The sequence below is a fragment of the Arenimonas terrae genome, assembly GCF_006265115.1.
Lineage (GTDB): Bacteria > Pseudomonadota > Gammaproteobacteria > Xanthomonadales > Xanthomonadaceae > Arenimonas > Arenimonas terrae.
Genome location: NZ_SMDR01000001.1, coordinates 1035886 through 1059825, shown reverse-complemented (window position 1 = coordinate 1059825; position 23940 = coordinate 1035886). Strand labels below are relative to the sequence as shown.

Genomic DNA, 23940 nt, shown 5'->3' with positions numbered 1-23940 from the left:
GGGATTATCATAGGCCCATGAACGTACTCCGCCCGTGCCTGGGGTTGACCCTCTGGCTGTCCGCTTCAGCCGCCGTTGGGGCGGCGCCCGACTGCGCGCCGGTGATCGAGAAGGCGTGGGTGCGCGCCGCGCCGCCGGGCGCCAGCACGCTGGCCGGGTACCTGGTGCTGCGCAATCCCTGCGCCGCCGCGGTCGAGGTGGTGGACGTCGAGAGCCGGGACTTCGGCATGCCGATGATCCACCGAACCGAACTCGTGGACGGCGTCAGCCGGATGCGGCCGGCGGGGCGGATGGTCGTCGCCGCCGGCGCGTCGCTGCGCTTCGAGCCCGGCGGCCTGCACCTGATGCTGATGAAGCCGCTGCGGCCGCTGGCCGAAGGCGACAGCGCGCGGTTGCGGCTGGTGCTGGCGGACGGCCGCCGGCTGTACGTGGAAGTGCCGGTGCGGCGCAGCGCGCCCTAACCCACGGCGCAGGCGGCGCGCACGTTCTCCGGCAGCAGCACCGACTGGCCGCTGCGGTCGATCCACACCAGGATGGTGTGGCCATCGCAGTACAGCACGTCGCGATCGCCGGCGGCGGTGATGCGGTGGCCCAGGGTCAGGCTCTTGTTGCCGGCGCGTTCGGCGATCAGCTCGATGCGCAGCGTTTCCGGCCACACGGCCGGGCGGCGGTAGTTGACCGTCACCGAAGCCATCACCGGCGCGGAGGTCTCGTTGGCCCAGTCGGCGCTGAGCGACTTGAACCAGCGCACCCGCGCTTCCTCGATATAGCCGAGGTAGCTGGCGTTGTTGACGTGGTTGAAGGCGTCCATGTCGCGCCAGCGCGCTTCGATGGCCAGGGTGTAGACGACGGCGCTCATGCGCTCTTCTTCCGCTTCGATGGCGCCGGCGCGGCCGGCTTGGCCGCAGGTTTGGCCGGGGCCTTGGCCGCGACCGCCGGAGTGAGCATCTTGGCGAGGAAGCGGCCGGTATGCGAACCGGGCGTCGCCGCCAGCGCCTCGGGCGTGCCCTCGGCCAGGATCATGCCGCCGCGGTGGCCGCCCTCCGGGCCCAGGTCGATCACCCAGTCCGCGGTCTTGATCACGTCCAGGTTGTGCTCGATCACGACGATGGTGTTGCCGTCGTCGCGCAGCTTGTGCAGCACCGCGAGCAGGTGCTCGATGTCGTGGAAGTGCAGGCCGGTGGTCGGCTCGTCGAGGATGTAGAGCGTGCGGCCGGTGTCCCGCCGGCTCAGTTCCTTCGACAGCTTGACGCGCTGCGCCTCGCCGCCCGACAGCGTCGTTGCCGACTGGCCGAGCTTGATGTAGCTCAGGCCGACGTCCATCAGGGTCTCGAGCTTGCGCGCCAGGGTCGGCACCGGCTCGAACAGCTTCAGCGCGTCCTCGACCGTCATCTCCAGCACGTCGTGGATGCTGTAGCCCTTGTAGTGGATCTCCAGCGTCTCGCGGTTATAGCGCTTGCCGTGGCAGACGTCGCAGGGCACGTAGACGTCGGGCAGGAAGTGCATTTCGACCTTGATCAGGCCGTCGCCCTGGCAGGCCTCGCAGCGACCGCCGCGCACGTTGAAGCTGAAGCGCCCCGGCGAATAGCCTCGGGCGCGCGCCTCAGGCACCTGCGCGAACAGCTCGCGCAGCGGCGTGAACAGGCCGGTATAGGTCGCGGGGTTCGAGCGCGGCGTGCGGCCGATCGGCGACTGGTCGATGTCCACGACCTTGTCGAACAGCTCCATGCCCTGGATCTCGCGATACGGCGCCGGCGTGTGCGAGGCGCCGTTGAGTTCGTTCGCGGCCAGGTGGTAGAGCGTGTCGTTGATCAGCGTCGACTTGCCCGAGCCGGAGACGCCGGTGATGCAGGTGAACAGCCCGGCCGGGACGGTCAGGTCGACGTTCTTGAGGTTGTTGCCGCTGGCGCCCAGCAGCTTCAGCGACATCTTCGGATTGGGCCTGTGGCGCTGCTTCGGGATCTCGATGCGGCGCTTCCCGGACAGGTAGGCGCCGGTGATCGAGCGCGGCGCCTTCAGCACATCTTCGTAGCTGCCCTGGGCGACGACTTCGCCGCCGTGCACGCCGGCGCCCGGACCGATGTCGACGATGTGGTCGGCCAGGCGGATCGCATCCTCGTCGTGTTCGACCACGATCACCGTGTTGCCGAGGTCACGCAGGCGGGTGAGGGTGCCGAGCAGGCGCTCGTTGTCGCGCTGGTGCAGGCCGATCGAGGGTTCGTCGAGCACGTACATCACGCCGACCAGGCCGGCGCCGATCTGGCTGGCCAGGCGGATGCGCTGGGCTTCGCCGCCGCTGAGCGAGTCGGCCTTGCGCTCGAGCGTCAGGTAGTCGAGGCCGACGTCCACCAGGAAACGCAGGCGGTCACGGATCTCCTTGACGATCTTGGCGGCGATCTCGCCGCGCCAGCCGGCCAGGCTCAGGTGGCTGAAGAACTCCAGCGACTCGTCCACGGGCAGCTGGGTGATCTGCGGCAGGTTGCGTTCGGCGACGAAGACGTTGCGGGCCGAGCGGTTCAGGCGCGCGCCGCCGCAGTCGGGGCAGGGGCGGTCGGAGATGAACTTGGCCAGTTCCTCTTTCACCACCTGCGATTCGGTCTCGCGGTAGCGGCGCTCGAGGTTGGGCACGATGCCCTCGAACTTGTGCTTGCGCTGGGTGCGGCCGCCGGATTCGGTGAGGTAGGTGAAGTTGATCACTTCCTCGCCGCTGCCGAACAGCACGGCCTGGCGCACCTGCTCGCTCAGCTCCTGCCAGTGCGTGTCGGGATCAAAGCCGTAATGCTTGGCCAGCGAGGCGATCAGCTGGAAGTAATAGGCGTTGCGGCGGTCCCAGCCGCGCACCGCGCCGGCGGCGAGGCTCAGCTCCGGGTGCACGACCACGCGCGAGGGGTCGAAGAACTGGGTGACGCCGAGGCCGTCGCAGGACGGGCAGGCGCCGACCGGCGAGTTGAAGGAGAACAGGCGCGGCTCGAGCTCGGGCAGGGCGTAGTCGCAGACCGGGCAGCTGAACTTGGACGAGAACAGCAGGGGCGCGACGGATTCGTCGTCGAGGTCCTGGACCTGGGCCAGGCCGTCGCCGAGCTTGAGCGCGGTCTCGAAACTTTCCGCCAGTCGCTGCTTGAGTTCGGCGCGCGGCTTGAACCGGTCGAGCACCGCTTCGATGGTGTGCTTCTGGCGGAGGGCCAGGGCCGGAACCGCGTCGAGTTCGTGCAGCACGCCGTTGACGCGCACGCGCACGAAACCCTGGGCGCGCAGCTGGTCGAAGACCTGGGCGTGCTCGCCCTTGCGCTCACGGATCACCGGGGCCAGCAGCATGTAGCGGCGATCCTCGGGCAGGGCCAGCACCTGGTCCACCATCTGGCCCACGGTCTGGGCCTCGAGCGGGTAGTGGTGGTCCGGGCAGCGCGGGGTGCCGACGCGGGCGAACAGCAGGCGCAGGTAGTCGTAGACCTCGGTGATGGTGCCGACGGTCGAGCGCGGGTTGTGCGAGGTGGACTTCTGCTCGATCGAGATGGCCGGGGACAGGCCCTCGATGTGGTCCACGTCAGGCTTCTCCATCACGCTCAGGAACTGCCGGGCATAGGCCGACAGCGACTCGACGTAGCGGCGCTGGCCCTCGGCATAGATGGTGTCGAAGGCCAGGGAGGACTTGCCGGACCCGGACAGGCCGGTGATGACGATCAGCCGGTCCCGGGGCAGGTCCAGGTCGATGTTCTTCAGGTTGTGGGTGCGGGCACCGCGGATTCGGATCGTATCCATGCGCCTGGGGGCGGCTCCGGAGGAGTAGCCGGGCAGTTTAGCAGGGCGCCGTGGGCAGGCTGTGACCCTCCAGGTAATGGGATAAATGCCTGACAGGCCAAGGGTTTGCGGCCGGCTTCCGGGGTTGGCCGCGGGCTTGGAGAGGTCCCTTGTCCCGGCCCCGGGACAGGGGCGAGGGGCATCCCGGCCTTGGGCCGCGGGCCGGGAGTGTGGTGGGGTTTGACCGTAACGGCCTGTTTCCCCTAGAATTCCGCTTCTGTCCCGTGACCGCGGGGCAGGTTTGACCAAAATAACTACAGAGGAATCCCGGTCATGTACGCAGTCATCGTTACCGGCGGTAAGCAGTACCGCGTTATGCAGGGCGAGACCCTGAAGGTCGAGAAGATCGACCTCGAGGAAGGCAAGAGCTTCGACATCGACTCCGTGTTGATGATCGGCAATGGCGACAAGGTCACCATCGGCACCCCGAACGTTTCGGGCGCCAAGGTCACCGCCACCGTCAAGTCGCACGGCCGCCTCGACAAGGTCCGCATCGTCAAGTTCCGTCGCCGCAAGCACCATCGCAAGCAGATGGGCCACCGGCAGTACTTCACCGAAATCGAAATCACCGGCATTGCCGGCTAAGCGCGAGGAGATAAAGCCATGGCACAGAAAAAGGGCGTAGGCTCGTCGCGCAACGGTCGCGATTCCAATCCGAAGTACCTGGGCGTCAAGATCTACGGCGGCCAGGCCATCGAAGCCGGCAACATCATCGTGCGCCAGCGCGGCACCGAGTTCCATCCGGGCGCCGGCGTCGGCCTCGGCCGTGACCACACCCTGTTCGCCCTCGTGGACGGCGTGGTGGATTTCTCGGTCAAGGGTCCGAAGAAGCGTCGCACCGTGAGCGTCGTCCCGGCGGCCTGAGGCCAGCCCGGACCGGCTTGAAGGGCCCCGCTTCGGCGGGGCTTTTCGTTTCTGAACCCGGCCTCCGCGGTCAGCGCCCTTCACGGCGCGATGCGGACGGCCCACAATCGCGGCGGACGGCCTCGCGCCCCCGCCAGGGACATGCCTGTGAAATTCGTCGATGAAGCCCAGATCATGGTGTACGCCGGAAAGGGCGGTAACGGCTGCATCAGCTTTCGGCGCGAGAAGTTCATTCCGCTCGGTGGCCCTGACGGCGGCGACGGCGGCAATGGCGGCAGTGTCTTTCTGGAAGCCGACGAGAACCTCAATACGCTGATCGACTTCCGGCACCAGCGCCAGTTCCGGGCCCAGAGTGGCCAGAGCGGCATGGGCCGCCAGGCCTTCGGCAAGGCCGGCGAGGACATCGTGATCCGCGTGCCGATCGGCACCGAGGTGATCAACGTCGAAACGGACGAGATCATCGGCGACCTCACCGAACACGGCGACCGCCTGCTGGTGGCCCAGGGCGGTATCGGCGGCAAGGGCAACGTGCACTTCAAGAGTTCGGTGAACCGCGCGCCGCGAAAGGCCGGCACCGGCACGCCGGGCGAAGAGCGCGAGATCCGGCTCGAGCTGAAGCTTCTGGCTGACGTCGGCCTGCTCGGTTTCCCGAACGCCGGCAAGTCCACCTTCATCCGCGCCGTTTCGGCGGCGACGCCGAAGGTGGCCGACTATCCGTTCACCACGCTCTACCCGAACCTGGGCGTGGTCAGCGTCGAGATGGACCGCAGCTTCGTCATCGCCGACATCCCGGGCCTGATCGAGGGCGCCGCCGACGGCGCCGGCCTGGGCAGCCTGTTCCTGCGCCACGTGCAGCGCACCCGCGTGCTGCTGCACCTCGTGGACATGGCGCCCTTCGACGACGGCGTCGACCCGGCCACCCAGGTGCGCGCGATCGAGAACGAGCTGCGCAAGTACGACCCGGGCATGCTGGAAAAGCCGCGTTGGCTGGTGCTCAACAAGGCCGACCTGCTGCCGGAGGAAGAGCGCCAGGCCCGCGCCGAGGCGCTGGTGCAGGAGCTCGGCTGGAAGGAGCCCTGGTTCATGGTCTCGGCCATCGGCCGCGAGGGCACCTGGCCGGTCGTGCTCAAGATCCAGCAGTTCTTCGACGACCAGAAGGCGGCGGCGCTGGAAGCGGCGGAAGACGCCGCGGCCCGGGCGGAGATGACGCGCAATGCGTGAGGCCTGCGGCGTGCCCGGGGCAAGGGGGGCGGGACGGATGTCCCGCCATTCCGCCGGAGCCCCGAAAGCAGAAAGGCCGGCTTGCGCCGGCCTTTCGCTGCAACCCTCCGGTGTGGCCGGATCAGGCCTGCTTCAGCGCCTTGATGTGGGCGGAGATGCGGCTCTTGTGGCGGGCAGCCTTGTTCTTGTGGATCAGGCCGCGGGCCGAATAGCGGTCCAGGATCGGCTGGGCGGTCGCGAACGCGGCCTCGGCGGCCGGGGCGTCCTTGGCTTCCAGGGCCTTGAGGACCTTCTTCACGGCGGTGCGCAGCATGGAACGCTGGCTGGAATTGCGGGCGTTGCGGACGACGGTCTGCTTGGCGCGCTTCTTGGCGGACTTGATGTTGGCCACGGAGGGCTCCTGAACTCTGAAAGTGTTGGCCGGGTCGGTCGGAGCCGGCGGCGGAATTGGGGTGGTGCGCGAAAGACCCGGAATTATGGGCGAGTCAAAGGCTTGAGTCAATTCCCCCGGGCCGCGGCCGAGGTGGGGGCATGAGCCGGGGCGGGCTGCTGCGGTCCACGGCGGTGTTCAGCGCCATGACCTTCCTGTCCCGGATCGCCGGGCTTGCCCGGGACCTGCTCCAGGCCTCCCTGTTCGGCACGGGGGCGGCGGTCAGCGCCTTCGTGGTGGCCTACCGCATCCCGAACTATCTGCGGCGGATCTTCGCCGAGGGCTCGTTCTCGTCTGCCTTCGTGCCGGTGCTGTCGGAACTGCACCAGCGGGGAGACCGCGAGGCCCTGCAGGATTTCTTGGACCACATCGCCGGCGCCCTGCTGGCCACGGTGGCGGTCATCACCGGCCTGGGCATGCTGTTCGCGCCCTGGATCGCGCGCCTGTTCCTGCTGTTCGCCGGCAAGGACTCCGAGCAGGTGGCCCTGACCGCCGACATGCTGCGGATCACCTTCCCCTACCTGGCCTTCATCTCGATGACGGCCCTGGCCGGCGCCATCCTCAACAGCGTGCGCCGCTTCGGCCTGCCGGCCTTCACCCCGGTGCTGCACAACCTGGCGGTGATCGCCGCCATGCTGGGACTGGCCCGGTATTTCGAGGTGCCCGAATACGCGCTGGCCTGGGGTGTGTTTCTGGCCGGCCTGGCGCAGTGGGCGCTGCTGTGGCCCGCCCTGGGCCGCCTGGGGCTGCGGCCGCGGCTGAAGGTGAACTTCCGCCACGAGGGCGTGCGCCGGGTGTTCGGGCTGATGTTGCCGACGATCTTCTCGTCCTCGGTGTCGCAGCTGAACCTGCTGGTGGGCACGATGTTCGCGTCCATGCTGGTGAGCAACGCGCAGGCCTGGCTGTATTACTCCGACCGCCTGGTCGAGTTCCCGCTGGGCCTGTTCGGCGTGGCGATCGGCACGGTGATCCTGCCGCACCTGTCGCGCCGGCACGCCGCCACCGACGCGGCGGGCTATTCGCACGCGCTCGACTGGGGCCTGCGCCTGGTGGCCCTGGTCAGCATCCCGGCCGCGCTGGGCCTGGCGCTGATGGCCGAACCGCTGTGCGCGACCCTGTTCCAGTACGGCGAATTCACCGCCGACGACACCCGTATGGTCGCCATCGCCGTCGTCGCCATGAGCGTCGGCGTGCCGGCCTTCATGCTCAGCAAGGTGCTGCTGCCGGCGTTCTATGCCCGCCAGGACACCCGCACGCCGATGCGCGCCGCGGTGATCACCGTGTTCGCCAACATCCTGCTGACGGCGGCCCTGGTACTGGCGCTGCGCGCGGCCGGCGTGGTCGCGCCGCACGGCGGCATCGCGCTGGCCACCGCGCTGGCCGGCGTGCTCAACGCGGCCCTGCTGTGGCGTTACCTGATCCGCCAGGGCGCCTACCGCGCGGAGAAGGGCTGGCTGCGGCTGTTCGGCCAGATCCTGCTCGGATCCCTGCTGATGGTGGCGGCCGTCGCCTATGCCCGCCTGCAGCTGGGCGATTGGGCGGGGCTCGGCGCCTGGTACCTGCGGCTGGGCTGGCTGCTGCTGGTGGTGGGTGCGGGCGCGCTGGCCTACGGCCTCGGCCTGCTGATCGCCGGGGTGCGGCCGCGCCACCTGCGGGAAGCCTGAACCGGGCCCCCGCGGCTATACTTTGCGGCATGAGCAGGCTGTTCCGGGACGTCGAGGGCGATTCACTTTGCCCGCAGGGCAGCGTGGTTTGCATCGGCGCCTTCGACGGCCTCCACCTGGGGCATCGGGCACTGGTCGGCCGCGTGCGCGAGCGTGCGCGCAACGCCGGCCTGGCCACGGTGGCATTGAGCTTCGAACCGCTGCCGCGCGAGTTCTTCGCCCGCGACCAACCGCCGCCGCGCCTGCTGCTGCCGCGCGCCAAGTTCGAGGGCCTGCGCGCCCTGGGCATGGACGTGGTCGGCCTGCTGCGTTTCGACGCCCGCATGGCGGCGATGGCGGCCGAGGATTTTGTCCGCCAGGTGCTGGTGCAGCGCCTGTCGGCGCGCGAGGTCTGGGTGGGTCCGGACTTCCGCTTCGGCCACGGCCGGCGCGGCGACCTGATCCTGCTGCAGGCGATGGGCGCGGAGCTGGGCTTCACGGCCCGGGCGATCGAGCCGGTGGACGGGCAGGGCGGGCGTTACTCCAGCACCGCCTTGCGCCGGCAGCTGGCCGAAGGCGACCTGGAGGGCGCCTCGCTGGCGCTGGGTCGCCGCTATGCGATCGCCGGCAAGGTGGTGCGCGGCCGGCAGCTCGGACGCCAGCTCGGCTACCCTACGGCGAACCTTCGCCTCGCCGGCAAGCGGCCGGCCCTGTCGGGCATCTACGCCACCTGGGTCCACGGCATCGGCCCCGAGCCGCGGGCTTCGGTGTCCAGCCTGGGCACGCGGCCGACGGTGATGGGCGTGGAGCCGCTGCTCGAGGCGCATGTGTTCGACTTCGACGGCGACCTGTACGGCCGCCGCATCGAAGTGGAGTTCGTCGCGAAACTTCGCGACGAGGAAAAGTTTGACGACTTGCCCGCCCTGGTCCGGCAGATGGACCTGGATTCGGCGCAAGCCCGGCGCGTATTGCGCCACGACCTGGAAGAACGCGGAGCGTTGGCGTGACCGAGAACGGCGGCAAGGACTACAAGCACACCATCAGCCTGCCGGAGACGGCCTTCCCGATGCGCGGCGACCTGCCCAAGCGGGAACCGGGCATGCTGGCCGGCTGGCAGAAGCAGGGGCTCTACGCTCAGGTTCGAGCGACCGCGAAGGCGCAGAAGCGTCCGCTGTTCGTGCTGCACGACGGCCCGCCCTACGCCAACGGCTCGATCCACATCGGCCACGCGGTGAACAAGATCCTCAAGGACATGGTGGTCAAGTCGCGGCTGATTTCCGGCTACGACGCGCCCTACGTGCCTGGCTGGGACTGTCACGGCCTGCCGATCGAGCTGGTGGTCGAGAAGAAGTTCGGCAAGGTCGGCGACAAGCTCGACGCCGCCGCGTTCCGCGCCAAGTGCCGCGAATACGCCGCCGAACAGATCGCCGGCCAGTCGCGCGATTTCCAGCGCCTGGGCGTTCTGGGCGACTGGGACAACCCCTACCGCACCATGGACTTCGCCTTCGAGGCGGACATGCTGCGGGCCCTGGCGAAGATCGTCGAGCGCGGCCACCTGACCCGCGGCGTGAAGCCGGTGCACTGGTGCTTCGACTGCGGCTCGGCCCTGGCCGAGGCCGAGATTGAATACGCCGACAAGACCTCGCCGATGGTGGACGTGGCCTACGACGCCTTCGACCCGAAGGCGCTGGCGGCGAAGTTCGGCGTCGATCCCGGCGACGCCATCGTCGGCGTGCCGATCTGGACCACCACGCCCTGGACCCTGCCGGCCTCGCTGGCGGTCACCCTGGGCCCGGAGGTCGACTACATCCTGATGGTCGGTCCGGAACGCGCGGGCCGGCACCAGTACCTGGTCATCGCCGAGCCGCTTTTCCACGAGGCGGCCAAGCGCTACGGCCTGGGTGCGGTCGACGGCAACGGCCCGCCGCACTACGCCAAGAAGGGCCGCACCGTGAAGGGCGCCGAGCTCGAAGGCCTGCGCCTGCGCCATCCGTTCTACGAGCGCGAGATCCCGGTCATCCTCGGCGAGCACGTCACCACCGACGCCGGCACCGGCGCCGTGCACACCGCGCCCGGCCACGGCCAGGAGGACTACCAGGTCGGCCTGAAGTACGGCCTTCTGGAAAAATACTCCACGCCCGAACTCAACCCGGTCGGCGGCAACGGCGTCTACCTGCCGGGCACGCCGATCTTCGAAGGCCAGTTCATCTGGAAGGCCAACGACAGCATCGTGGCCCTGCTGGCCGAACGCGGCGTGCTGCTGGCCTCGGGCAAGCTGCAGCACAGCTATCCGCACTGCTGGCGGCACAAGTCGCCGGTGGCGTTCCGCGCCACGCCGCAGTGGTTCATTTCGATGGAGCAGGCGGGCCTGCGCCGCGACGCGCTGGCCGCGATCCGGCAGGTCCAGTTCGTGCCCGAGTGGGGCGAAGCCCGCATCGCCGGCATGATCGAAGGCCGCCCGGACTGGTGCATCAGCCGCCAGCGCACCTGGGGCGTGCCGATCGCGCTGTTCGTGCACAACGTCAGCGGCGAGCCGCATCCGCGCTCGGTCGAACTGATGCGTGCGGTCGCCGACCGCGTGGCGGGCGAGGGCGCCGACGCCTGGTTCAAACTCGATGCCGCCGAACTGCTGGGCGCCGACGCCGGCGACTACCACAAGATCACCGACATCCTGGACGTCTGGTTCGATTCGGGCGTCACCCACGAGGGCGTGCTGGCCGCACGCGCCGGCGACGGCCTGCGCAAACCGGCCGAGCTCTACCTGGAAGGCTCCGACCAGCACCGAGGCTGGTTCCAGAGTTCGCTGCTGACCGGCGTCGCGATGGACGGGGCGGCGCCCTACAAGGCCGTGCTGACCCATGGTTTCACCGTGGACGCGCAAGGCCGCAAGATGTCCAAGTCGGTCGGCAACGTGGTCGAGCCGCAGAAGGTCAACGACGCGCTCGGCGCCGACGTGCTGCGCCTGTGGGTGGCCGGCACCGACTACCGCAACGAGATGTCGGTGTCCGACGACATCCTCAAGCGCACCGCCGACGCCTACCGCCGCATCCGAAATACCGCGCGCTTCCTGCTCGGCAACCTGCACGGCTTCGACCCGGCCGCGCACCTGCTGCCGAACGAGCAGCTGCTGCTGCTCGACCAGTGGGCGGTGCACCGTGCGCACGTGCTGCAGGAAGAGATCAAGGCCGCCTACGAGCGCTACGACTTCGCCGCCGTGGTCGCGAAAGTGCAGAACTTCTGCACCAACGACCTGGGCGCGGTCTATCTGGATGTGACCAAGGACCGGCTGTACACGATGAAGGCCGACAGCCATGGTCGCCGTTCTGCGCAGAGCGCGATGTTCCGCATCGCCGAGGCCTTCGTGCGCTGGGTCGCGCCGGTGCTGGCCTTCACCGCCGACGAGATCTGGCAGCACCTGCCGGGCCAGCGCGAGGAAAACGTGCTGCTGGCGACCTGGTACGAGGGGCTGGCGCCGATGCCGGCCGATGCGGCGCTGTCGGCGGCCGATTTCGACCGGCTGCTGGAACTGCGCGAGGCGGTGAGCAAGGTGCTCGAGCCGATGCGCGCCAATGGCGCGATCGGCGCTTCGCTGGAAGCCGAGGTGGACGTGTACGCCGACGGGGCGACGCTGGCGAAGTTCGCGCCGGTCGCAGATGAACTGCGCTTCTTCTTCATCACCTCGCGACTGGACTTCAAGCCGGTGGCGGCCAAGCCCGAGGCCGGCGCCGGTCCCTGGGTGCACGCGGTGTCCACCACGAACGCGAAATGCGTGCGCTGCTGGCATTACCGCGCCGATGTCGGCAGCCATGCCGATGACCCGGAGCTGTGCGGCCGCTGCGTCGAAAACGTCAACGGCGCCGGCGAAACCCGGCGGTGGTTCTGATGGCGCTGCCCAAGCCGAACGCGCTGTCCTGGCTCGGCCTGTCGGTCCTGCTGATCGTCGCCGACCAGTGGAGCAAGGCCTGGGCCACGGCCAGCCTGGTCTACCGGCAGTCGGTGCCGGTGATCGAGGGCTACTGGGACTGGACCCTGGTGCACAACTACGGTGCGGCCTTCAGCTTCCTGTCGGACGCCGGTGGCTGGCAGCGCTGGTTCTTCGGCGGCCTGGCGGTGGTCATCAGTGCCGCGCTGTCGGTGATGCTGGCGCGCACGCCGCGTTCGGACTGGCGCACGGCCCTGCCGTTCGCGCTGGTGATCGCCGGCGCGCTGGGCAACCTGGTCGATCGCGTGCGCTACGGCTATGTCGTTGACTTCGTGGACTGGTACCTCGGGTTCACCGACCTGCCGCACTGGCCGGCCTTCAACGTCGCCGATGCCTGCATCGTCGTGGGCGCCGTGCTGCTGGTGCTGTTCAGCTTCAAGGCGCCCGATCCGGCGCCGAAGGGCGGATAATCCGCGCCATGGACGTCCTGCTCGCCAATCCCCGCGGTTTCTGCGCCGGCGTCGACCGCGCCATCGAGATCGTCAAGCGTGCGATCGAATCGCTCGGTGCGCCGATCTACGTGCGCCACGAAGTGGTGCACAACCGCTTCGTGGTCGAAGACCTGCGCCAGCGCGGTGCGGTCTTCGTCGAGGAGCTCGACGAGGTGCCGGCCGGCGCCACCGTGATCTTCAGCGCCCACGGCGTGTCCCAGGCCGTGCGCAACGAGGCCGAGCGCCGCGGCCTGAAGGTGTTCGACGCCACCTGCCCGCTGGTGACCAAGGTGCATATCGAGGTCGCCCGGCACTGCCGCGCCGGCCGCGACGTGATCCTGATCGGCCATGCCGGCCATCCGGAGGTCGAGGGCACGATGGGCCAGTGGCGCCGGGAGTTCGGCGACGGCCGGATCTACCTGGTCGAAGATGCCGCCGGCGTCGCGACGCTCGAGGTCAGCCAGCCCGACCAGCTCGCCTATACGACTCAGACCACGCTGTCGGTGGACGACACCCGCGGGATCATCGCGGCGCTGCAGGCGCGCTTCCCGGCGATCCAGGGCCCCAAGCACGACGACATCTGCTACGCCACCCAGAACCGCCAGGACGCCGTGCGCCTGCTGGCCGAGCAGTGCGACGTGGTGCTGGTGGTCGGATCGGTCAACAGCTCCAACTCCAACCGCCTGCGCGAGCTGGCCGAGAAGCAGGGCGCCCGGGCCTTCCTGATCGACGGCGCCGAGCACATCGACCCGGCCTGGGTCGCGGGCGCCCGGCGCGTGGGCGTGACCGCCGGCGCCTCCGCACCGGAGGTGCTGGTGGAGGGCGTGGTCGCCCGCCTGCGCGAAATGGGCGCCGGCGAGGTCGAACACCTGGAGGGCAAGCCCGAGGACGTGGTATTCGCCCTGCCCAAGGAACTGCGGATCGCCCTGGTAAATTGACCCCGGGCCCCCGGAACGCCTAGAATCCGCGCCTCCTGCCGGAGTAGCTCAGTTGGTAGAGCACGTCATTCGTAATGATGGGGTCGTAGGTTCGATTCCTATCTCCGGCACCAAGTAGTCGCAGAAGGGCCGCTCCGCAGGGAGCGGCCTTTCTGTTTGCGCGTGCTGGCCCGTCCGGTTATGCGGTGCTCACGTCGCGCAGGCTAGTCTCGGGTCATGACGTCGTCCACGCCGCTTTCCCCGCGCGCCCCGTTCTTCGTCGTGATCAACGCCGGTTCGGGGCGCGACGATGCCGACGAGGCCATCCCCACGATCCGTTCGATCCTCGAGGCGTCCGGTCGCGAGTTCGACGTGCTGGAAGTCGCCGATCCGGCGCGCCTGCCGGAACGCATCGCCGAAGCGCTCGAACGCGCCCGACGTGCGGGGGGCGTGGTCGTGGCCGCCGGCGGCGACGGGACGATCAATGCCGCCGCGCAACAACTGATCGGCTCGGATGTGCCGCTGGGCGTACTGCCGCAGGGCACGTTCAACTACTTCGGCCGCGAGCACGGCATTTCCCAGGACGTCGCCGAATCCACCCGGTCGCTGCTGCGCGCTAGCGCGGTGCCGGTGCAGGTCGGACGGGTGAACGGCCGGGTGTTCCTGGTCAATGCCAGCCTGGGCCTCTATCCGAAGCTGCTGGAGGACCGGGAAGCCTTCAAGCAGCAGTTCGGACGCAGCCGCATGGCCGCCGCCTGGTCCGGCCTGCGCACCCTGCTGGGCGAGCGCCGGCAGTTGCAGCTCGAGATCGAAAGCGAGGGCAAGCGCCGCACCGTGCGCACGCCGACCCTGTTCGTCGGCAACAACCGGCTGCAGCTTGAGCGCATCGGCATTGCCGAAGCCGCCATGCTCGAGAACGGTTGCCTCGCCGGCGTCATGCTCAGGCCCATCGGCGACCTGGCCATGCTCGGCCTGGCCCTGCGTGGCGCGTTCGGCCGGCTGGGCGAGGCCGAGACGGTCGAGACGTTCGCGATGAAGCGCATCACCGTGACGCCGCGCGGCAAAAGGCGGGTGAGGGTCGCGCTGGACGGCGAGGTGCTGCGGATGGCGCCGCCCATCGTCTTCGATGTCGCCCCGGAGCCGCTGCTGCTGATGCTGCCCGCGCCTGAAGACCGCGTGGAGGTCGAATGATCCGCCTTCTGCAGGTTTCCGACCCGCATTTCGGCACCGAACGGCCCGAAGTGCTCGAAGCGCTCGAGCGGATGGCGCGGACCCGCCCTCCCGACGTGCTGGTTCTTTCCGGCGACGTCACCCAGCGCGCGCGGCGCCGACAGTTCGAGGCAGCGCGGGATTTCTGCGAGCGCCTGGCCGTGCCGTCGCGGCTGGTGATTCCGGGCAACCACGACATCCCGCTGTACGACGTGGTGACCCGCCTGTTGGCGCCTTACCGCGGTTTCGTCGCGGCCTTCGGCCCGGACATGGAACCCGAGCTCGACATGCCGGGGTTGCGGGTGGTCACGGTCAACACCACGCGGCCGGGCCGTCACAAGGATGGCGAGGTTTCGCCCGCCCAGATCGCCTCGGTGTCGGCCCGGCTGCGGGCGGCGCAACCGGAGCAGCTGCGCGTGGTGGTCACGCACCAGCCCGTCGACGTGCCCGCGGTCCATGAGGAGCACAACCTCCTGCGTCGCCACGCCGACGCGGTGGCCGCCTGGGTCGCGGCCGGCGCCGACGTGCTGATGGGCGGGCACATCCACTGGCCCTTCGTGCGGCCGCTGTCGCTGCGGTTCCCGGCGCTGGGGCGGCGCGCCTGGTGCGTGCAGGCGGGCACCGCGGTGTCGCGCCGCGTGCGCGACGGGCACCCCAATTCGGTCAATGTGCTCGAGTACACCCGCGGCGACGCCGAGGCGCGCGTGCAGCGCTGGGACTTCGATGCCCCGCATGGATTCGTCTGCGCCCGAGAGTCCGTGCTTGCGCTGGACCGCGGTAGCGGTGCGGTGGCGTCAGCGGAAATCCCGTGACGGCGCCACCAGGTCGCGCATCAGCCCGCTTTCGTCGTGCAGCCGCTTCGCGATCAGGTGCCGCACGCCGTCCACGGTCTCGAGCCGGCCGTCCACGCCCATCAGCCGCGACTCCACCAGCACGCGGCGCTGGCGTTCGCCCAGGTCGTGCCAGACCACCACGTTGATCGAACCGTCCTCGTCTTCGAGCGTGACGAAGGTGACGCCGGTGGCGGTCTGGGGCCGCTGCCGCCCGGTGACCAGGCCGACCACGCGCGCCGGGCTGCCGTGCGCCAGGTCCAGCAGCTCGCGCGAGGGGCGGTAGCGGCGCGCGTTCAACTGCCGGCGCAGCAGCTTCATCGGATGCGGGCCCAGGCTCAGGCCGGTGCGCGCGTAGTCGGCCAGCAGGTCTTCGCCGGCGCTGGGCACGGGCAGGGTGACGGCCGGTTCGCGCGGCGAGCCGTCGAACAGCGGCAGCTGCGCCTCAACCCCGGTGATCGCCCAGCGCGCGCGGTGCCGATGTCCGGCCAGGCCCTTCAGCGCGCCGGCGTCGGCCAGCAGGCCGCGGGCGCGTTCGTCGAGGTTGGCGCGGTGGCACAGGTCTTCGACGCTGGTGAACGGAGAGCGCGTGCGTGCCGCCACCACCGCTTCGGCCATGGCTTCCGACAGGCCGGAGATTTCGCGCAGGCCCAAGCGCAACGCGGGTTTTTCCATCGTCCCGGCAGTCGAGGCTTCCAGCGTGTTGTCCCAGTCGCTGTAACGCACGTCCACCGGCCGCACCGGTACGCCGTGGCGGCGCGCGTCCTGCACCAGCTGGCTGTTGCTGTAGAAACCCAGCGGCTGCGAATTCATCAGCGCGCACAGGAAGGCGGCCGGATGGTGGCGCTTGAGCCAGCAGCTGACGTAGGTGAGCAGGGCGAAGCTGGCGGCGTGGGATTCGGGAAAGCCGTAGTCGGCGAAACCTTCGATCTGCGAGAAGATGCGTTCGGCGAAGGCCATCTCGTAGCCGTTCTTCAACATGCCTGCGAAGAGTTTCTCGCGGAATTGGTGCAGGCCGCCCTTGCGTTTCCAGGCCGCCATGCCGCGGCGCACCGCATCGGCCTCGCCGGGCGTGAAGTCGGCGGCGACCATCGTCAGCTCCATCACCTGCTCCTGGAACAGCGGGATGCCGAGCGTTCGCTTGAGGACCTCCTTCAGCTTTTCATTCGGATAGTCGACGGGTTCCTTGCCCTGCCGCCGCCGCAGGTAGGGATGCACCATGTCGCCCTGGATCGGCCCGGGCCGCACGATCGCGACCTGGATCACCAGGTCGTAGTAGTTCTCCGGCCGCAGCCGCGGCAGCATCGCCATCTGCGCGCGCGACTCGATCTGGAACACGCCGACGGTGTCGGCGCGCTGGATCATTTCGTAGGTTTCCTGCCTGGCCTTCTCGTCCGGGTGGTCGTGGATGTCCGCGGGTGTCAGGGCCAGGCCCCGGTGCTGCTGCAGCAGCGCCAGGCATTTGCGGATCGCCGTCAGCATGCCCAGCGCCAGGCAGTCCACCTTCAGCAGGCCCAGCGACTCCAGGTCGTCCTTGTCCCATTCGATGATGGTGCGGTCGGCCATCGCCGCGTTCTGCACCGGCACCAGGTGGTACAGCGGCTGGTCCGAGATCACGAAGCCGCCGACGTGCTGGCTGAGGTGGCGCGGACAGTGGCTGAGGATCAGCTGGGACGCCATCCACATGACCCGCACCACGAGGTCGCTGCGGGGGTCGAAACCCTGCTCCTGCAGGCGTTCGCTGCGGTCCTTCTCGCCGTTCCACCAGCCGACGGCGCGGCTGAGTTGCTCCACCTGGTCGGGCGGCATGCCCAGCGCGCGGGCGGCGTCGCGCACGGCGCTCTTGCCGCGGTAGTGGATCACCGTCGCGGCCAGCGCGGCGCGTTCGCGGCCGTACTTGCCGTAGATGTACTGGATGACCTCCTCGCGCCGTTCGTGCTCGAAATCCACGTCGATGTCCGGCGGCTCCTTGCGCTCCTTCGACAGGAAGCGCCCGAACAGCAGCCGCGTGTGCGCCGGATTGACCGCGGTGATGCCCAGGGCATAACAGACGGCGGAATTGGCCGCCGAGCCGCGGCCCTGGCACAGGATCTGCCGGCTGCGCGCGAAGGTCACCACGTCCTCGACGGTCAGGAAAAAGGCCTCGTATTCCAGCTCGGCGATCAGCTTCAGCTCCCGGCCGATCTGCCGGAGCGTGGGGTAGGGGATGCCTTGCGGCCAGCGCGCGGCGATGCCGCGTTTCGTCAGTTCGCGCAGCCAGCGGGTCGGGGTCTGGCCCTCGGGCACCAGCTCCCGCGGGTACTGGTATTTCACCTGGTCCATCCGGAACCGGCAGCGTTCCGCGATGCGCGCCGACTCCTCCAGCAGCGCCGCCGGGTGGATCGCCGACAGCGCGCGCCGCGTGCGCAGGTGGCGTTCGCCGTTGGGGAAGATATGCGCGCCGGCCTCGGCCACGGTCATGCGGTGCCGGGTGGCGGTGAGCATGTCCTGCAGGGGCGCGCGCCGGCGCACGTGCATGTGCGCGTCGCCGCTGGCCACGGCGGGCATGCGCAGTTCCTCCGCCAGGGCCAGCAGGCGGCGCTGCCGGTGCTCATCGTCCGGGCCGCGGTGCAGTTCCACCGCCAGCCAGCAGCGGCCGGCGAAGGTTTCGTGCAGCCACTCGCCGTCGCGGCGCTGGGGTTCGCGGCCGGGGATCCAGAGCGTGAGCAGCCCGTCGAGGCCGCCGGAAAAATCCGCGCGCCCGAGCCGGTAGTCGCCCTTGTCGCCGCGCCGGCGGCCGATCGTGATCAGCCGGCAGAGATTGCGGTAACCGGCGAGGTCTTCGACCAGCAGCACCAGCTTCAGGCCGTCGTCGAGGGTGAACTCGCTGCCGACGACCAGCTTCATGCCGGCCTCGTCCGCGGCGACATGGGCGCGAACGATGCCGGCCAGGGTGCATTCGTCGGTGATCGCCAGCGCGGTGTAGCCCTGCTGCTTCGCTCGTTCGAACAGCTCCTTCGCGCTCGAGGCGCCGCGCCCGAAACTGAAATGGCTCAGGCAATGCAGCTCGGCGTAGGCGGGTAGGGTCATGCGAACCAGCCGTGCAGCAGGAAGGGGCCATGCTGGCCGGCCGGGCAGAACACCCAGGCGCGCTGGCCGGCCTCGGTTTCGACCACGTAGTAGTCGCGGCGCACGTCGCCGCCGTCCCACCAGCCCGATTCGATGCGCTCGGGGCCGGCCAGCACGCGGTGCCGCGCTTCTCGCCAGGGCACCGGCCGCGGCAGCAGCCAGGCCGGACGGGGCAGCGGCGGCGCGGCGGGGTGGCCGCGCCATTCCCGCACGCGACGCTGCGCGTGTTCGGGGCGCGGGTCGGGCTGCGGCGCCAGCTGGTGCGTGGCCTGTTCGCCCAGGCGTGCGGCGAGCCGGGCCTGCAGGGCCGGCCAGTCCAGCGCGCTCGCCGGCCGCGCTTCGAACAGGTCGCGCCCGGCCGGCACGAACGGCGGCAGTTCGGTGGCGCGCAGCCCGAAGGCGCGCACCGGCGCCGGCACGGCCTGGCGTTCCAGGGTCAGCTTGGCCAGGTCGAACAGGCGCGCGGCGTCGCGTTCGGGCTGCAGCAGGCCGACGGTCTGCGTGCTGGTCGGATGCAGGTCGTGTTCGAACACCAGCTCGAAACGCTGCACGCCGCCGTCGCGGCCGGCCAGGTAGGCGGCGAGGTCGCCGAGCAGGCGTTTGAGCGGGAACAGCAGGCCGGTGCTGTAGCGGATCTCGTCGTCGAACTCGAAGCGCGCCTCGAAACGGTCCGGCGGCTGGTAGTAGGTGCGCAGGTCGGGCGCGTCGCCGGTGAGCCGGTCCATCGTGTCGAGCATCCCGCGGCCGAAACGCCGCTGCAGCCCGGCGCGCGGCAGCACGAACAGCTGGCGCAGCTTGCGCACGCCCATGCCGTGCAGGGCCTCGCGCACGTCCGGCGGGAATGGTGCCAGGTCGAGCGGCAAGGATTGCAGCGCCCGCTGCAGCTGGGTGAGGTCGGTCACGGCCAATCCATCCTGCTGCCGCGCCAGGCACAGCGCGCCCAGCGGCGTCGGCGCGACGGCCAGCGTGTGGCTCAGGCCCAGCCCGTGCAGGTCGTCGCGCAGCAGGCGTTCGAAACGTGGCCAGGGGCCGAACAGGCCCAGGCTGCTGCCGACTTCCAGCCACACGGTGTCCTCGCCGTCGCTGCAGACCTGGCCGGAATAGCGGTAGGCCCAGGCACAGGTGAGTGCGAGCAGGCGATGGGCTTCGGCAGCGTCGTACATCTGCGTCGCCAGGGCGGGGTGGATCGCCTGCGCCGCCGCCAGGGCCTGGCCCGGGGCAACGCCGACGGCGCGTGCCGCTTCGTTCGCCAGCATCACCACACGCCGCTGTGCCGGCCCGCCGACCAGGGCCAGCGGAGCGTGGGGGTCAGCGCAGCGCCGGAGAGCGCCGTCGAGCGCCCGTTGCGGGAGATGGAGGGCGGCCCAGAGCATGTCCGGGCATCAGTTCAGCGCAGCGGGCGCGAAGGCCAGAGCCTGCGCCGGCGCCACGCCGCCGCGGCACTTGAGCACGCGGAGCGTGCCAGCCTCCAGCTGCAGCCGCAGCGCCGCCGGCGACGGATTGCGCGCGGCGGCCAGCGGACGGAACAGGAAGCCCAGGCACAGGCCGGTTTCCGCCGCCACCTGCAGACGGCGCAGCGATTTGTCGTCGGTGCGTGCGGGCCAGCCCAGCACGGCGCCGCAGGCCTGGCTGCGCAGGCATTGTTCGATCGCCCAGGGCGCGTCGCGGCCGGCTTCGACGATGTGCAGGTGCGAAAGGTCGACGCCGGCGCTCGCCAGTGCCGGCGCGTAGGGCCGGTAGGGCGGATCGACCCAGACCACGGGGCGGCCGGCGCTGGTCAGGCGGCGCAGCGTCGGCAGCAGCAGCTGCAGTTCGCCGATGCCGTCGGCGGCCAGCAGCAGTTCGGTCAATGCGGCTTCGGGCCAGCCGCCGGTGGGCAGGGCGGCGTCGAGCGCGGCATGGCCGGAGGGCTCGCGCGCGGCCGGCGCCGGTGCCGGCTGGCCGCGCCAGAGCCGGCGGTCGGCGAGCATCGTGCTGATGGAAACCACGGCGCCCATGTCAGCCCCGGCGGACCAGGCCGCAGTACACGCCCTCGATGGCGAACACCGCGCCGACCGGCACCTCGATCGGCGCGTGGTCGGGATTGCGCGGCAGCAGCTGGATGCCGTCCTTGCGCCGGCGCAGGCGTTTCACCGTGAGGTCGCCGTCCAGGCGGGCGACCACGATCTGGTTGTCCTGCGCCTCGGGCGTGCGGTGCACGGCGATCAGGTCGCCGTCGAAGATGCCGTCGTCGCGCATCGAGTCGCCGCGCACGCGCAGCAGGTAGTCGGGGCGCGGGAAGAACAGGGCGCGGTCGAGCAGCAGCGGGCCCTCGGCCTCGGCGTCGCCGATCGGCTGGCCGGCGGCGACCGCGCCGAGCACCGGCAGGGCGAGCGAGGCCTCCGGCACCGGCGGCGTGGCCAGGCGGATGCCGCGCGACTTGCCGGGCAGCAGGCTCAGCATGCCCTTGGCTTCCAGGGCCTGCAGGTGGGCCTGGGCCGAACGCGGCTGGCGGAAGCCGAATTCCCGGGCGATCTCGGCCAGGGTCGGCGGCATGCCCTCGCGACCGACCTGGGTGGCGATGAAGTCGAGGATGGCCTGCTGGCGGTCGGTAAGGGTATCCATGACACAAATATATGTGGTATTCCTTCGTCCGGCCAGTCCCCGTTCCTACCCAGCCTGAAGCGGCTTCGGCTCAGGGATTGCGACAGCCCCCGGTTACATTGACCTCTCTTCTGGAACGACCCCGGACCCCATGGCCAAAGCCAAGACCGCCTACGTCTGCAGCGAATGCGGCGATTCCTCCAGCAAATGGCAGGGCCAGTGCGGCGAATGCGGCGCCTGGAACACGATGAGCGAGTTCGTCATCGAACCTGCCTCGGCGGGCAAGGGCGGCGGCGCCACGCCGGCGCGCCAGGGCGGCTGGGCCGGCCGGCCCGAGGCCGCGGGCATCACCGCGCTCAGGAACGTCAGCCAGGACGTCGAGGTCCGCGTCTCGACCACCATCGGTGAACTCGACCGCGTGCTCGGCGGCGGCCTGGTCGAGGGTTCGGTGGTGCTGGTCGGTGGCGACCCCGGCATCGGCAAGTCCACCCTGCTGCTGCAGGCCCTGGCGCTGATGTCGGCGAACGTGCCGGCGCTGTACGTCACCGGCGAGGAAAGCCTGGCGCAGGTCGCCGGGCGCGCGCAGCGGCTCGGGCTGCCGCTCGACAACCTGCACGCACTGGCCGAAACCTGCGTCGAGAAGATCCTGGGCCAGGCGGCCTCGGCCAAACCTTCGCCTCGATTGCTCGTGGCCGATTCCATCCAGACGCTCTGGAGCGAACTGCTGACCGCCGCGCCCGGCTCGGTCAGCCAGGTGCGCGAAAGCGCGGCGCGGCTGGTGCGTTTCGCCAAGGAAACCGGCACCTCGGTGTTCCTGGTCGGCCACGTCACCAAGGAAGGCGGCATCGCCGGCCCGCGCGTGCTCGAGCACATGGTCGACGCCGTGCTGTATTTCGAGGGCGAGTCGGGCAGCCGCTTCCGGGTGCTGCGCGCCTTCAAGAACCGCTTCGGCGCGGTCAACGAGCTGGGCGTGTTCGCGATGGGCGACAAGGGCCTGCGCGAGGTGCCGAATCCTTCGGCGATCTTCCTGTCGGGTTCGAGCACGGCCCAGCCCGGCAGTGCCGTGATGGTGACGCGCGAAGGCACGCGGCCGCTGCTGGTCGAGGTGCAGGCGCTGGTGGACAAGTCGCCGCTGGCCAATCCGCGCCGCGTCGCGCTGGGCCTGGAGCAGAACCGCCTGGCGATGCTGCTGGCCGTGCTGCACCGCCACGGCGGCGTCGGCGTGTTCGACCAGGACGTTTTCGTGAACGTGGTCGGCGGCATCCGCGTGCAGGAGACCGCGGCCGACCTGCCGGTGCTGCTGGCTGTATTGAGTTCGCTGCGCGACCGGCCGCTGGCGGAAAAGACCGTTGCTTTCGGCGAAGTCGGCCTCAGCGGCGAGATCCGCCCGGTGCCCAATGGCGAGGAGCGACTGAAGGAAGCCGCCACGCACGGCTTCCGGCGCGCGATCGTGCCCAAGGCCAACGCGCCGAAGAAGGGCGCCTACAAGGACCTGGAAGTGATCGCGGTCGAGCGGCTGTCGGAAGCGCTGGAAGCAGCGGCGCAATGACTGCGCCGGTCTCGCTGCCGTTCGTTTTTCCCTCGGGCGCGGGCCTGGTCCGCCCGTGGCGGCGTGAGGATCGTGCGTCGCTGCTGCGCCATGCCGACAACCCGAACGTGGCGCGGTATCTGTCGCTGCGTTTCCCGAATCCGTACACCTCGGCCGATGCCGACGCCTGGTTTGCTTTCCTCGATTCGCAGGAAGACCCGGAAGGCTGGGCGATCGAAGTGCAGGGGGAGGCGGTGGGCGGCATCGGCGTGCGCCGCGGCGCGGCCGAGTTCGCCCATTCCGCCGAGCTCGGCTACTGGCTGGGCGAGGCGTACTGGCGGCGCGGCATCGTCACGGCGGCCGTGCGCGAGGTCGTTCCGTTCGTGACGGAACGCTGGGGGTTGGCACGGCTGACCGCCTATGCAAGCGCGCGCAACGTCGGTTCGATCCACGTGCTGGAAGGGGCGGGATTCGTGCGCGAGGGGCTCGTGCGCGCCCGCGCCTTCCGCGATGGCCATGCCTACGACCACGTGATGTTCGGGCGCGTCGATCCGCAGAGACTTCGCGAGTGGATGGCGCGCTATCGCCGCTAGCCGCGGTGCAGCACCAGTTCGTAGACGAACTTGCTGCCGAAGAACGCGAGCAGCAGCAGCGCCATCGCCGTCAGCGTCAGCTTCACCGCGCGCGGGCCGCGCCAGCCCCAGCGCCAGCGGCCGAACAGCAGCACGCCCAGCACGATCCACGAAAGCATCGACAGCACCGTCTTGTGGCCCAAGTCCTGCGCGAACAGGTTGTCCACGAACACCACACCGGTGAGCAGGGTCAGGCTCAGCAGCACGAAACCGGCGCCCAGGCTGCGGAACAGCAGGGTTTCCATCTGGGTCAGCGGCGGCAGCACGCGCAGCCAGCCGCCCAGGTCGCGGCGGCGCAGGGCGCGGTCCTGGAACCACAGCATCAGGGCGAGCAGGGCCGCGACGGCCAGCGTCGCGTAGGCCAGCAGCGCCAGCAGGGCGTGCAGCTGCAGCTGCCAATCCAGGTCCGCCCGGGACTGGCCGCCACCCGCCAAGGCGTAGGCCACCAGAACGCCAGCCGCCAGCGGGAACACGATGATGCCCAGCGCCTCGATGCGCTGCGCCGGCCCCAAGGCTGTGGTCAGGGCCGCCATGCCCAGGCCTACCAGAGACAGGGCCGCGAAGAAGTGCAGGTCGGGCCCGCCCAGGATCCGCCAGGCCATCAGGTGCAGGCCGGCGTGCAGCAAGACGGCCGGCACCGCCAGCAGCAGCCAGCGCCGCGGCTGCGGATGGGGCGCCCGGGCGTGCCCGGCCAGCTGCTGGCTGGCGAAGGCGTAAAGGGTGACGGCGAGCAGCGCGAGGAGGAGGGCGGACATGGGCGGAGT

Annotated in this window: 21 protein-coding genes and 1 tRNA gene; 14 read left to right on the top strand and 8 right to left on the bottom strand. The window is 70.0% G+C overall.

Annotated elements, in window-relative coordinates; genetic code table 11:
- The first annotated feature begins 17 nt into the window (after nt 1-17).
- Entirely contained in the window at nt 18-461 is a 444-nt protein-coding gene (locus E1B00_RS05110; RefSeq protein WP_139446300.1) for a copper chaperone PCu(A)C, read from the top strand.
- Here the strand turns inward: E1B00_RS05110 and E1B00_RS05105 are convergent.
- Together E1B00_RS05105 and uvrA are read right to left on the bottom strand one after the other, a co-directional pair.
- Nucleotides 458-859, bottom strand: coding sequence for an acyl-CoA thioesterase (locus tag E1B00_RS05105; RefSeq protein ID WP_139446298.1), 402 nt, complete (start codon nt 857-859; stop codon nt 458-460). The two genes, E1B00_RS05110 and E1B00_RS05105, sit on opposite strands and share 4 nt — an antisense overlap.
- Complete coding sequence (uvrA, locus tag E1B00_RS05100) at nt 856-3759, bottom strand: excinuclease ABC subunit UvrA (protein WP_139446296.1); 2904 nt, start codon at nt 3757-3759, stop codon at nt 856-858. The genes E1B00_RS05105 and uvrA overlap by 4 nt, the downstream gene beginning before the upstream one ends.
- A gap of 312 nt (nt 3760-4071) precedes the next feature.
- On the opposite strand from uvrA, the gene rplU reads away from it, so the two are divergent.
- From rplU to cgtA, 3 genes are all read left to right on the top strand, one after another.
- The gene (gene rplU, locus E1B00_RS05095; RefSeq protein WP_139446295.1) at nt 4072-4383 is read left to right on the top strand and encodes a 50S ribosomal protein L21; all 312 of its coding nucleotides are present in this window, start codon (nt 4072-4074) and stop codon (nt 4381-4383) included.
- An 18-nt stretch (nt 4384-4401) separates the two neighbouring features.
- Nucleotides 4402-4662: a 50S ribosomal protein L27 gene (gene rpmA / locus E1B00_RS05090; protein ID WP_139446293.1), complete on the top strand. Its 261-nt coding sequence runs from the start codon at nt 4402-4404 to the stop codon at nt 4660-4662.
- A 147-nt stretch (nt 4663-4809) separates the two neighbouring features.
- Nucleotides 4810-5883 (top strand): Obg family GTPase CgtA, encoded by a 1074-nt coding sequence (gene cgtA / locus E1B00_RS05085; RefSeq protein ID WP_139446290.1) that lies wholly within the window; start codon nt 4810-4812, stop codon nt 5881-5883.
- Between the two features lie 121 nt (nt 5884-6004).
- On the opposite strand, the gene rpsT is transcribed toward cgtA, so the two are convergent.
- The gene (gene rpsT / locus E1B00_RS05080) at nt 6005-6274 is read right to left on the bottom strand and encodes a 30S ribosomal protein S20 (RefSeq protein ID WP_139446288.1); all 270 of its coding nucleotides are present in this window, start codon (nt 6272-6274) and stop codon (nt 6005-6007) included.
- 140 nt (nt 6275-6414) lie between these two features.
- Here rpsT and murJ point away from each other — a divergent pair, with 140 nt between their 5' ends.
- The 8 genes from murJ to E1B00_RS05040 all read left to right on the top strand — a co-directional run bounded on the left by murJ (nt 6415) and on the right by E1B00_RS05040 (nt 15307).
- On the top strand, nt 6415-7977 hold the full coding sequence (gene murJ / locus E1B00_RS05075; protein WP_139446286.1) for a murein biosynthesis integral membrane protein MurJ: 1563 nt from the start codon (nt 6415-6417) through the stop codon (nt 7975-7977).
- A gap of 29 nt (nt 7978-8006) precedes the next feature.
- On the top strand, nt 8007-8963 hold the full coding sequence (locus tag E1B00_RS05070) for a bifunctional riboflavin kinase/FAD synthetase (RefSeq protein ID WP_139446285.1): 957 nt from the start codon (nt 8007-8009) through the stop codon (nt 8961-8963).
- Between the two features lie 59 nt (nt 8964-9022).
- The gene (ileS, locus tag E1B00_RS05065; RefSeq protein ID WP_220396256.1) at nt 9023-11839 is read left to right on the top strand and encodes an isoleucine--tRNA ligase; all 2817 of its coding nucleotides are present in this window, start codon (nt 9023-9025) and stop codon (nt 11837-11839) included.
- Nucleotides 11836-12348 carry a signal peptidase II gene (lspA, locus tag E1B00_RS05060; RefSeq protein ID WP_139447714.1) on the top strand — a complete coding sequence of 171 codons (513 nt, stop codon included), beginning with the start codon at nt 11836-11838 and terminating at the stop codon, nt 12346-12348. Before ileS ends, lspA begins: the two co-directional genes overlap by 4 nt.
- A gap of 8 nt (nt 12349-12356) precedes the next feature.
- On the top strand, nt 12357-13307 hold the full coding sequence (ispH, locus tag E1B00_RS05055) for a 4-hydroxy-3-methylbut-2-enyl diphosphate reductase (protein ID WP_139446282.1): 951 nt from the start codon (nt 12357-12359) through the stop codon (nt 13305-13307).
- A 37-nt stretch (nt 13308-13344) separates the two neighbouring features.
- Nucleotides 13345-13420 (top strand) — tRNA-Thr (locus E1B00_RS05050).
- A 103-nt stretch (nt 13421-13523) separates the two neighbouring features.
- The gene (locus E1B00_RS05045; protein ID WP_139446280.1) at nt 13524-14477 is read left to right on the top strand and encodes a diacylglycerol/lipid kinase family protein; all 954 of its coding nucleotides are present in this window, start codon (nt 13524-13526) and stop codon (nt 14475-14477) included.
- Nucleotides 14474-15307 (top strand): metallophosphoesterase family protein, encoded by an 834-nt coding sequence (locus tag E1B00_RS05040; protein WP_139446278.1) that lies wholly within the window; start codon nt 14474-14476, stop codon nt 15305-15307. Before E1B00_RS05045 ends, E1B00_RS05040 begins: the two co-directional genes overlap by 4 nt.
- Here the strand turns inward: E1B00_RS05040 and E1B00_RS05035 are convergent.
- Genes E1B00_RS05035 through lexA form a run of 4 tightly spaced genes read right to left on the bottom strand, consistent with a single transcriptional unit; the run spans nt 15290 to nt 21037 of the window.
- Nucleotides 15290-18394: an error-prone DNA polymerase gene (locus E1B00_RS05035; RefSeq protein ID WP_139446277.1), complete on the bottom strand. Its 3105-nt coding sequence runs from the start codon at nt 18392-18394 to the stop codon at nt 15290-15292. The genes E1B00_RS05040 and E1B00_RS05035 overlap by 18 nt on opposite strands.
- A complete protein-coding gene (locus tag E1B00_RS05030; protein ID WP_139446275.1) occupies nt 18391-19806 on the bottom strand; it encodes a Y-family DNA polymerase in 1416 nt (471 codons plus the stop codon). The genes E1B00_RS05035 and E1B00_RS05030 overlap by 4 nt, the downstream gene beginning before the upstream one ends.
- Nucleotides 19807-19815: 9 nt before the next feature.
- Complete coding sequence (imuA, locus tag E1B00_RS05025; RefSeq protein WP_139446273.1) at nt 19816-20430, bottom strand: translesion DNA synthesis-associated protein ImuA; 615 nt, start codon at nt 20428-20430, stop codon at nt 19816-19818.
- A gap of 1 nt (nt 20431) precedes the next feature.
- Complete coding sequence (gene lexA, locus E1B00_RS05020; protein ID WP_139446271.1) at nt 20432-21037, bottom strand: transcriptional repressor LexA; 606 nt, start codon at nt 21035-21037, stop codon at nt 20432-20434.
- A 130-nt stretch (nt 21038-21167) separates the two neighbouring features.
- Here lexA and radA point away from each other — a divergent pair, with 130 nt between their 5' ends.
- A complete protein-coding gene (gene radA, locus E1B00_RS05015) occupies nt 21168-22565 on the top strand; it encodes a DNA repair protein RadA (protein ID WP_139446269.1) in 1398 nt (465 codons plus the stop codon).
- On the top strand, nt 22562-23137 hold the full coding sequence (locus E1B00_RS05010; protein WP_139446267.1) for a GNAT family N-acetyltransferase: 576 nt from the start codon (nt 22562-22564) through the stop codon (nt 23135-23137). The genes radA and E1B00_RS05010 overlap by 4 nt, the downstream gene beginning before the upstream one ends.
- Here the strand turns inward: E1B00_RS05010 and E1B00_RS05005 are convergent.
- A complete protein-coding gene (locus E1B00_RS05005; protein WP_139446265.1) occupies nt 23134-23931 on the bottom strand; it encodes a cytochrome C assembly family protein in 798 nt (265 codons plus the stop codon). The two genes, E1B00_RS05010 and E1B00_RS05005, sit on opposite strands and share 4 nt — an antisense overlap.
- Nucleotides 23932-23940 lie beyond the last annotated feature (9 nt).

What these genes read in the sequence shown, in the direction of transcription:
- E1B00_RS05045 (WP_139446280.1), top strand. Translation starts at nt 13,524, where the DNA reads ATGACGTCGTCCACGCCGCTTTCCCCGCGCGCCCCGTTCTTCGTCGTG.
- E1B00_RS05040 (WP_139446278.1), top strand. Translation starts at nt 14,474, where the DNA reads ATGATCCGCCTTCTGCAGGTTTCCGACCCGCATTTCGGCACCGAACGG.
- E1B00_RS05105 (WP_139446298.1), bottom strand. Translation starts at nt 859, where the DNA reads ATGAGCGCCGTCGTCTACACCCTGGCCATCGAAGCGCGCTGGCGCGAC.
- E1B00_RS05030 (WP_139446275.1), bottom strand. Translation starts at nt 19,806, where the DNA reads ATGCTCTGGGCCGCCCTCCATCTCCCGCAACGGGCGCTCGACGGCGCT.
- radA (WP_139446269.1), top strand. Translation starts at nt 21,168, where the DNA reads ATGGCCAAAGCCAAGACCGCCTACGTCTGCAGCGAATGCGGCGATTCC.
- E1B00_RS05005 (WP_139446265.1), bottom strand. Translation starts at nt 23,931, where the DNA reads ATGTCCGCCCTCCTCCTCGCGCTGCTCGCCGTCACCCTTTACGCCTTC.
- lexA (WP_139446271.1), bottom strand. Translation starts at nt 21,037, where the DNA reads ATGGATACCCTTACCGACCGCCAGCAGGCCATCCTCGACTTCATCGCC.
- E1B00_RS05110 (WP_139446300.1), top strand. Translation starts at nt 18, where the DNA reads ATGAACGTACTCCGCCCGTGCCTGGGGTTGACCCTCTGGCTGTCCGCT.
- uvrA (WP_139446296.1), bottom strand. Translation starts at nt 3,759, where the DNA reads ATGGATACGATCCGAATCCGCGGTGCCCGCACCCACAACCTGAAGAAC.
- E1B00_RS05070 (WP_139446285.1), top strand. Translation starts at nt 8,007, where the DNA reads ATGAGCAGGCTGTTCCGGGACGTCGAGGGCGATTCACTTTGCCCGCAG.
- ileS (WP_220396256.1), top strand. Translation starts at nt 9,023, where the DNA reads ATGCGCGGCGACCTGCCCAAGCGGGAACCGGGCATGCTGGCCGGCTGG.
- imuA (WP_139446273.1), bottom strand. Translation starts at nt 20,430, where the DNA reads ATGGGCGCCGTGGTTTCCATCAGCACGATGCTCGCCGACCGCCGGCTC.
- rplU (WP_139446295.1), top strand. Translation starts at nt 4,072, where the DNA reads ATGTACGCAGTCATCGTTACCGGCGGTAAGCAGTACCGCGTTATGCAG.
- murJ (WP_139446286.1), top strand. Translation starts at nt 6,415, where the DNA reads ATGAGCCGGGGCGGGCTGCTGCGGTCCACGGCGGTGTTCAGCGCCATG.
- rpmA (WP_139446293.1), top strand. Translation starts at nt 4,402, where the DNA reads ATGGCACAGAAAAAGGGCGTAGGCTCGTCGCGCAACGGTCGCGATTCC.
- ispH (WP_139446282.1), top strand. Translation starts at nt 12,357, where the DNA reads ATGGACGTCCTGCTCGCCAATCCCCGCGGTTTCTGCGCCGGCGTCGAC.
- E1B00_RS05010 (WP_139446267.1), top strand. Translation starts at nt 22,562, where the DNA reads ATGACTGCGCCGGTCTCGCTGCCGTTCGTTTTTCCCTCGGGCGCGGGC.
- E1B00_RS05035 (WP_139446277.1), bottom strand. Translation starts at nt 18,394, where the DNA reads ATGACCCTACCCGCCTACGCCGAGCTGCATTGCCTGAGCCATTTCAGT.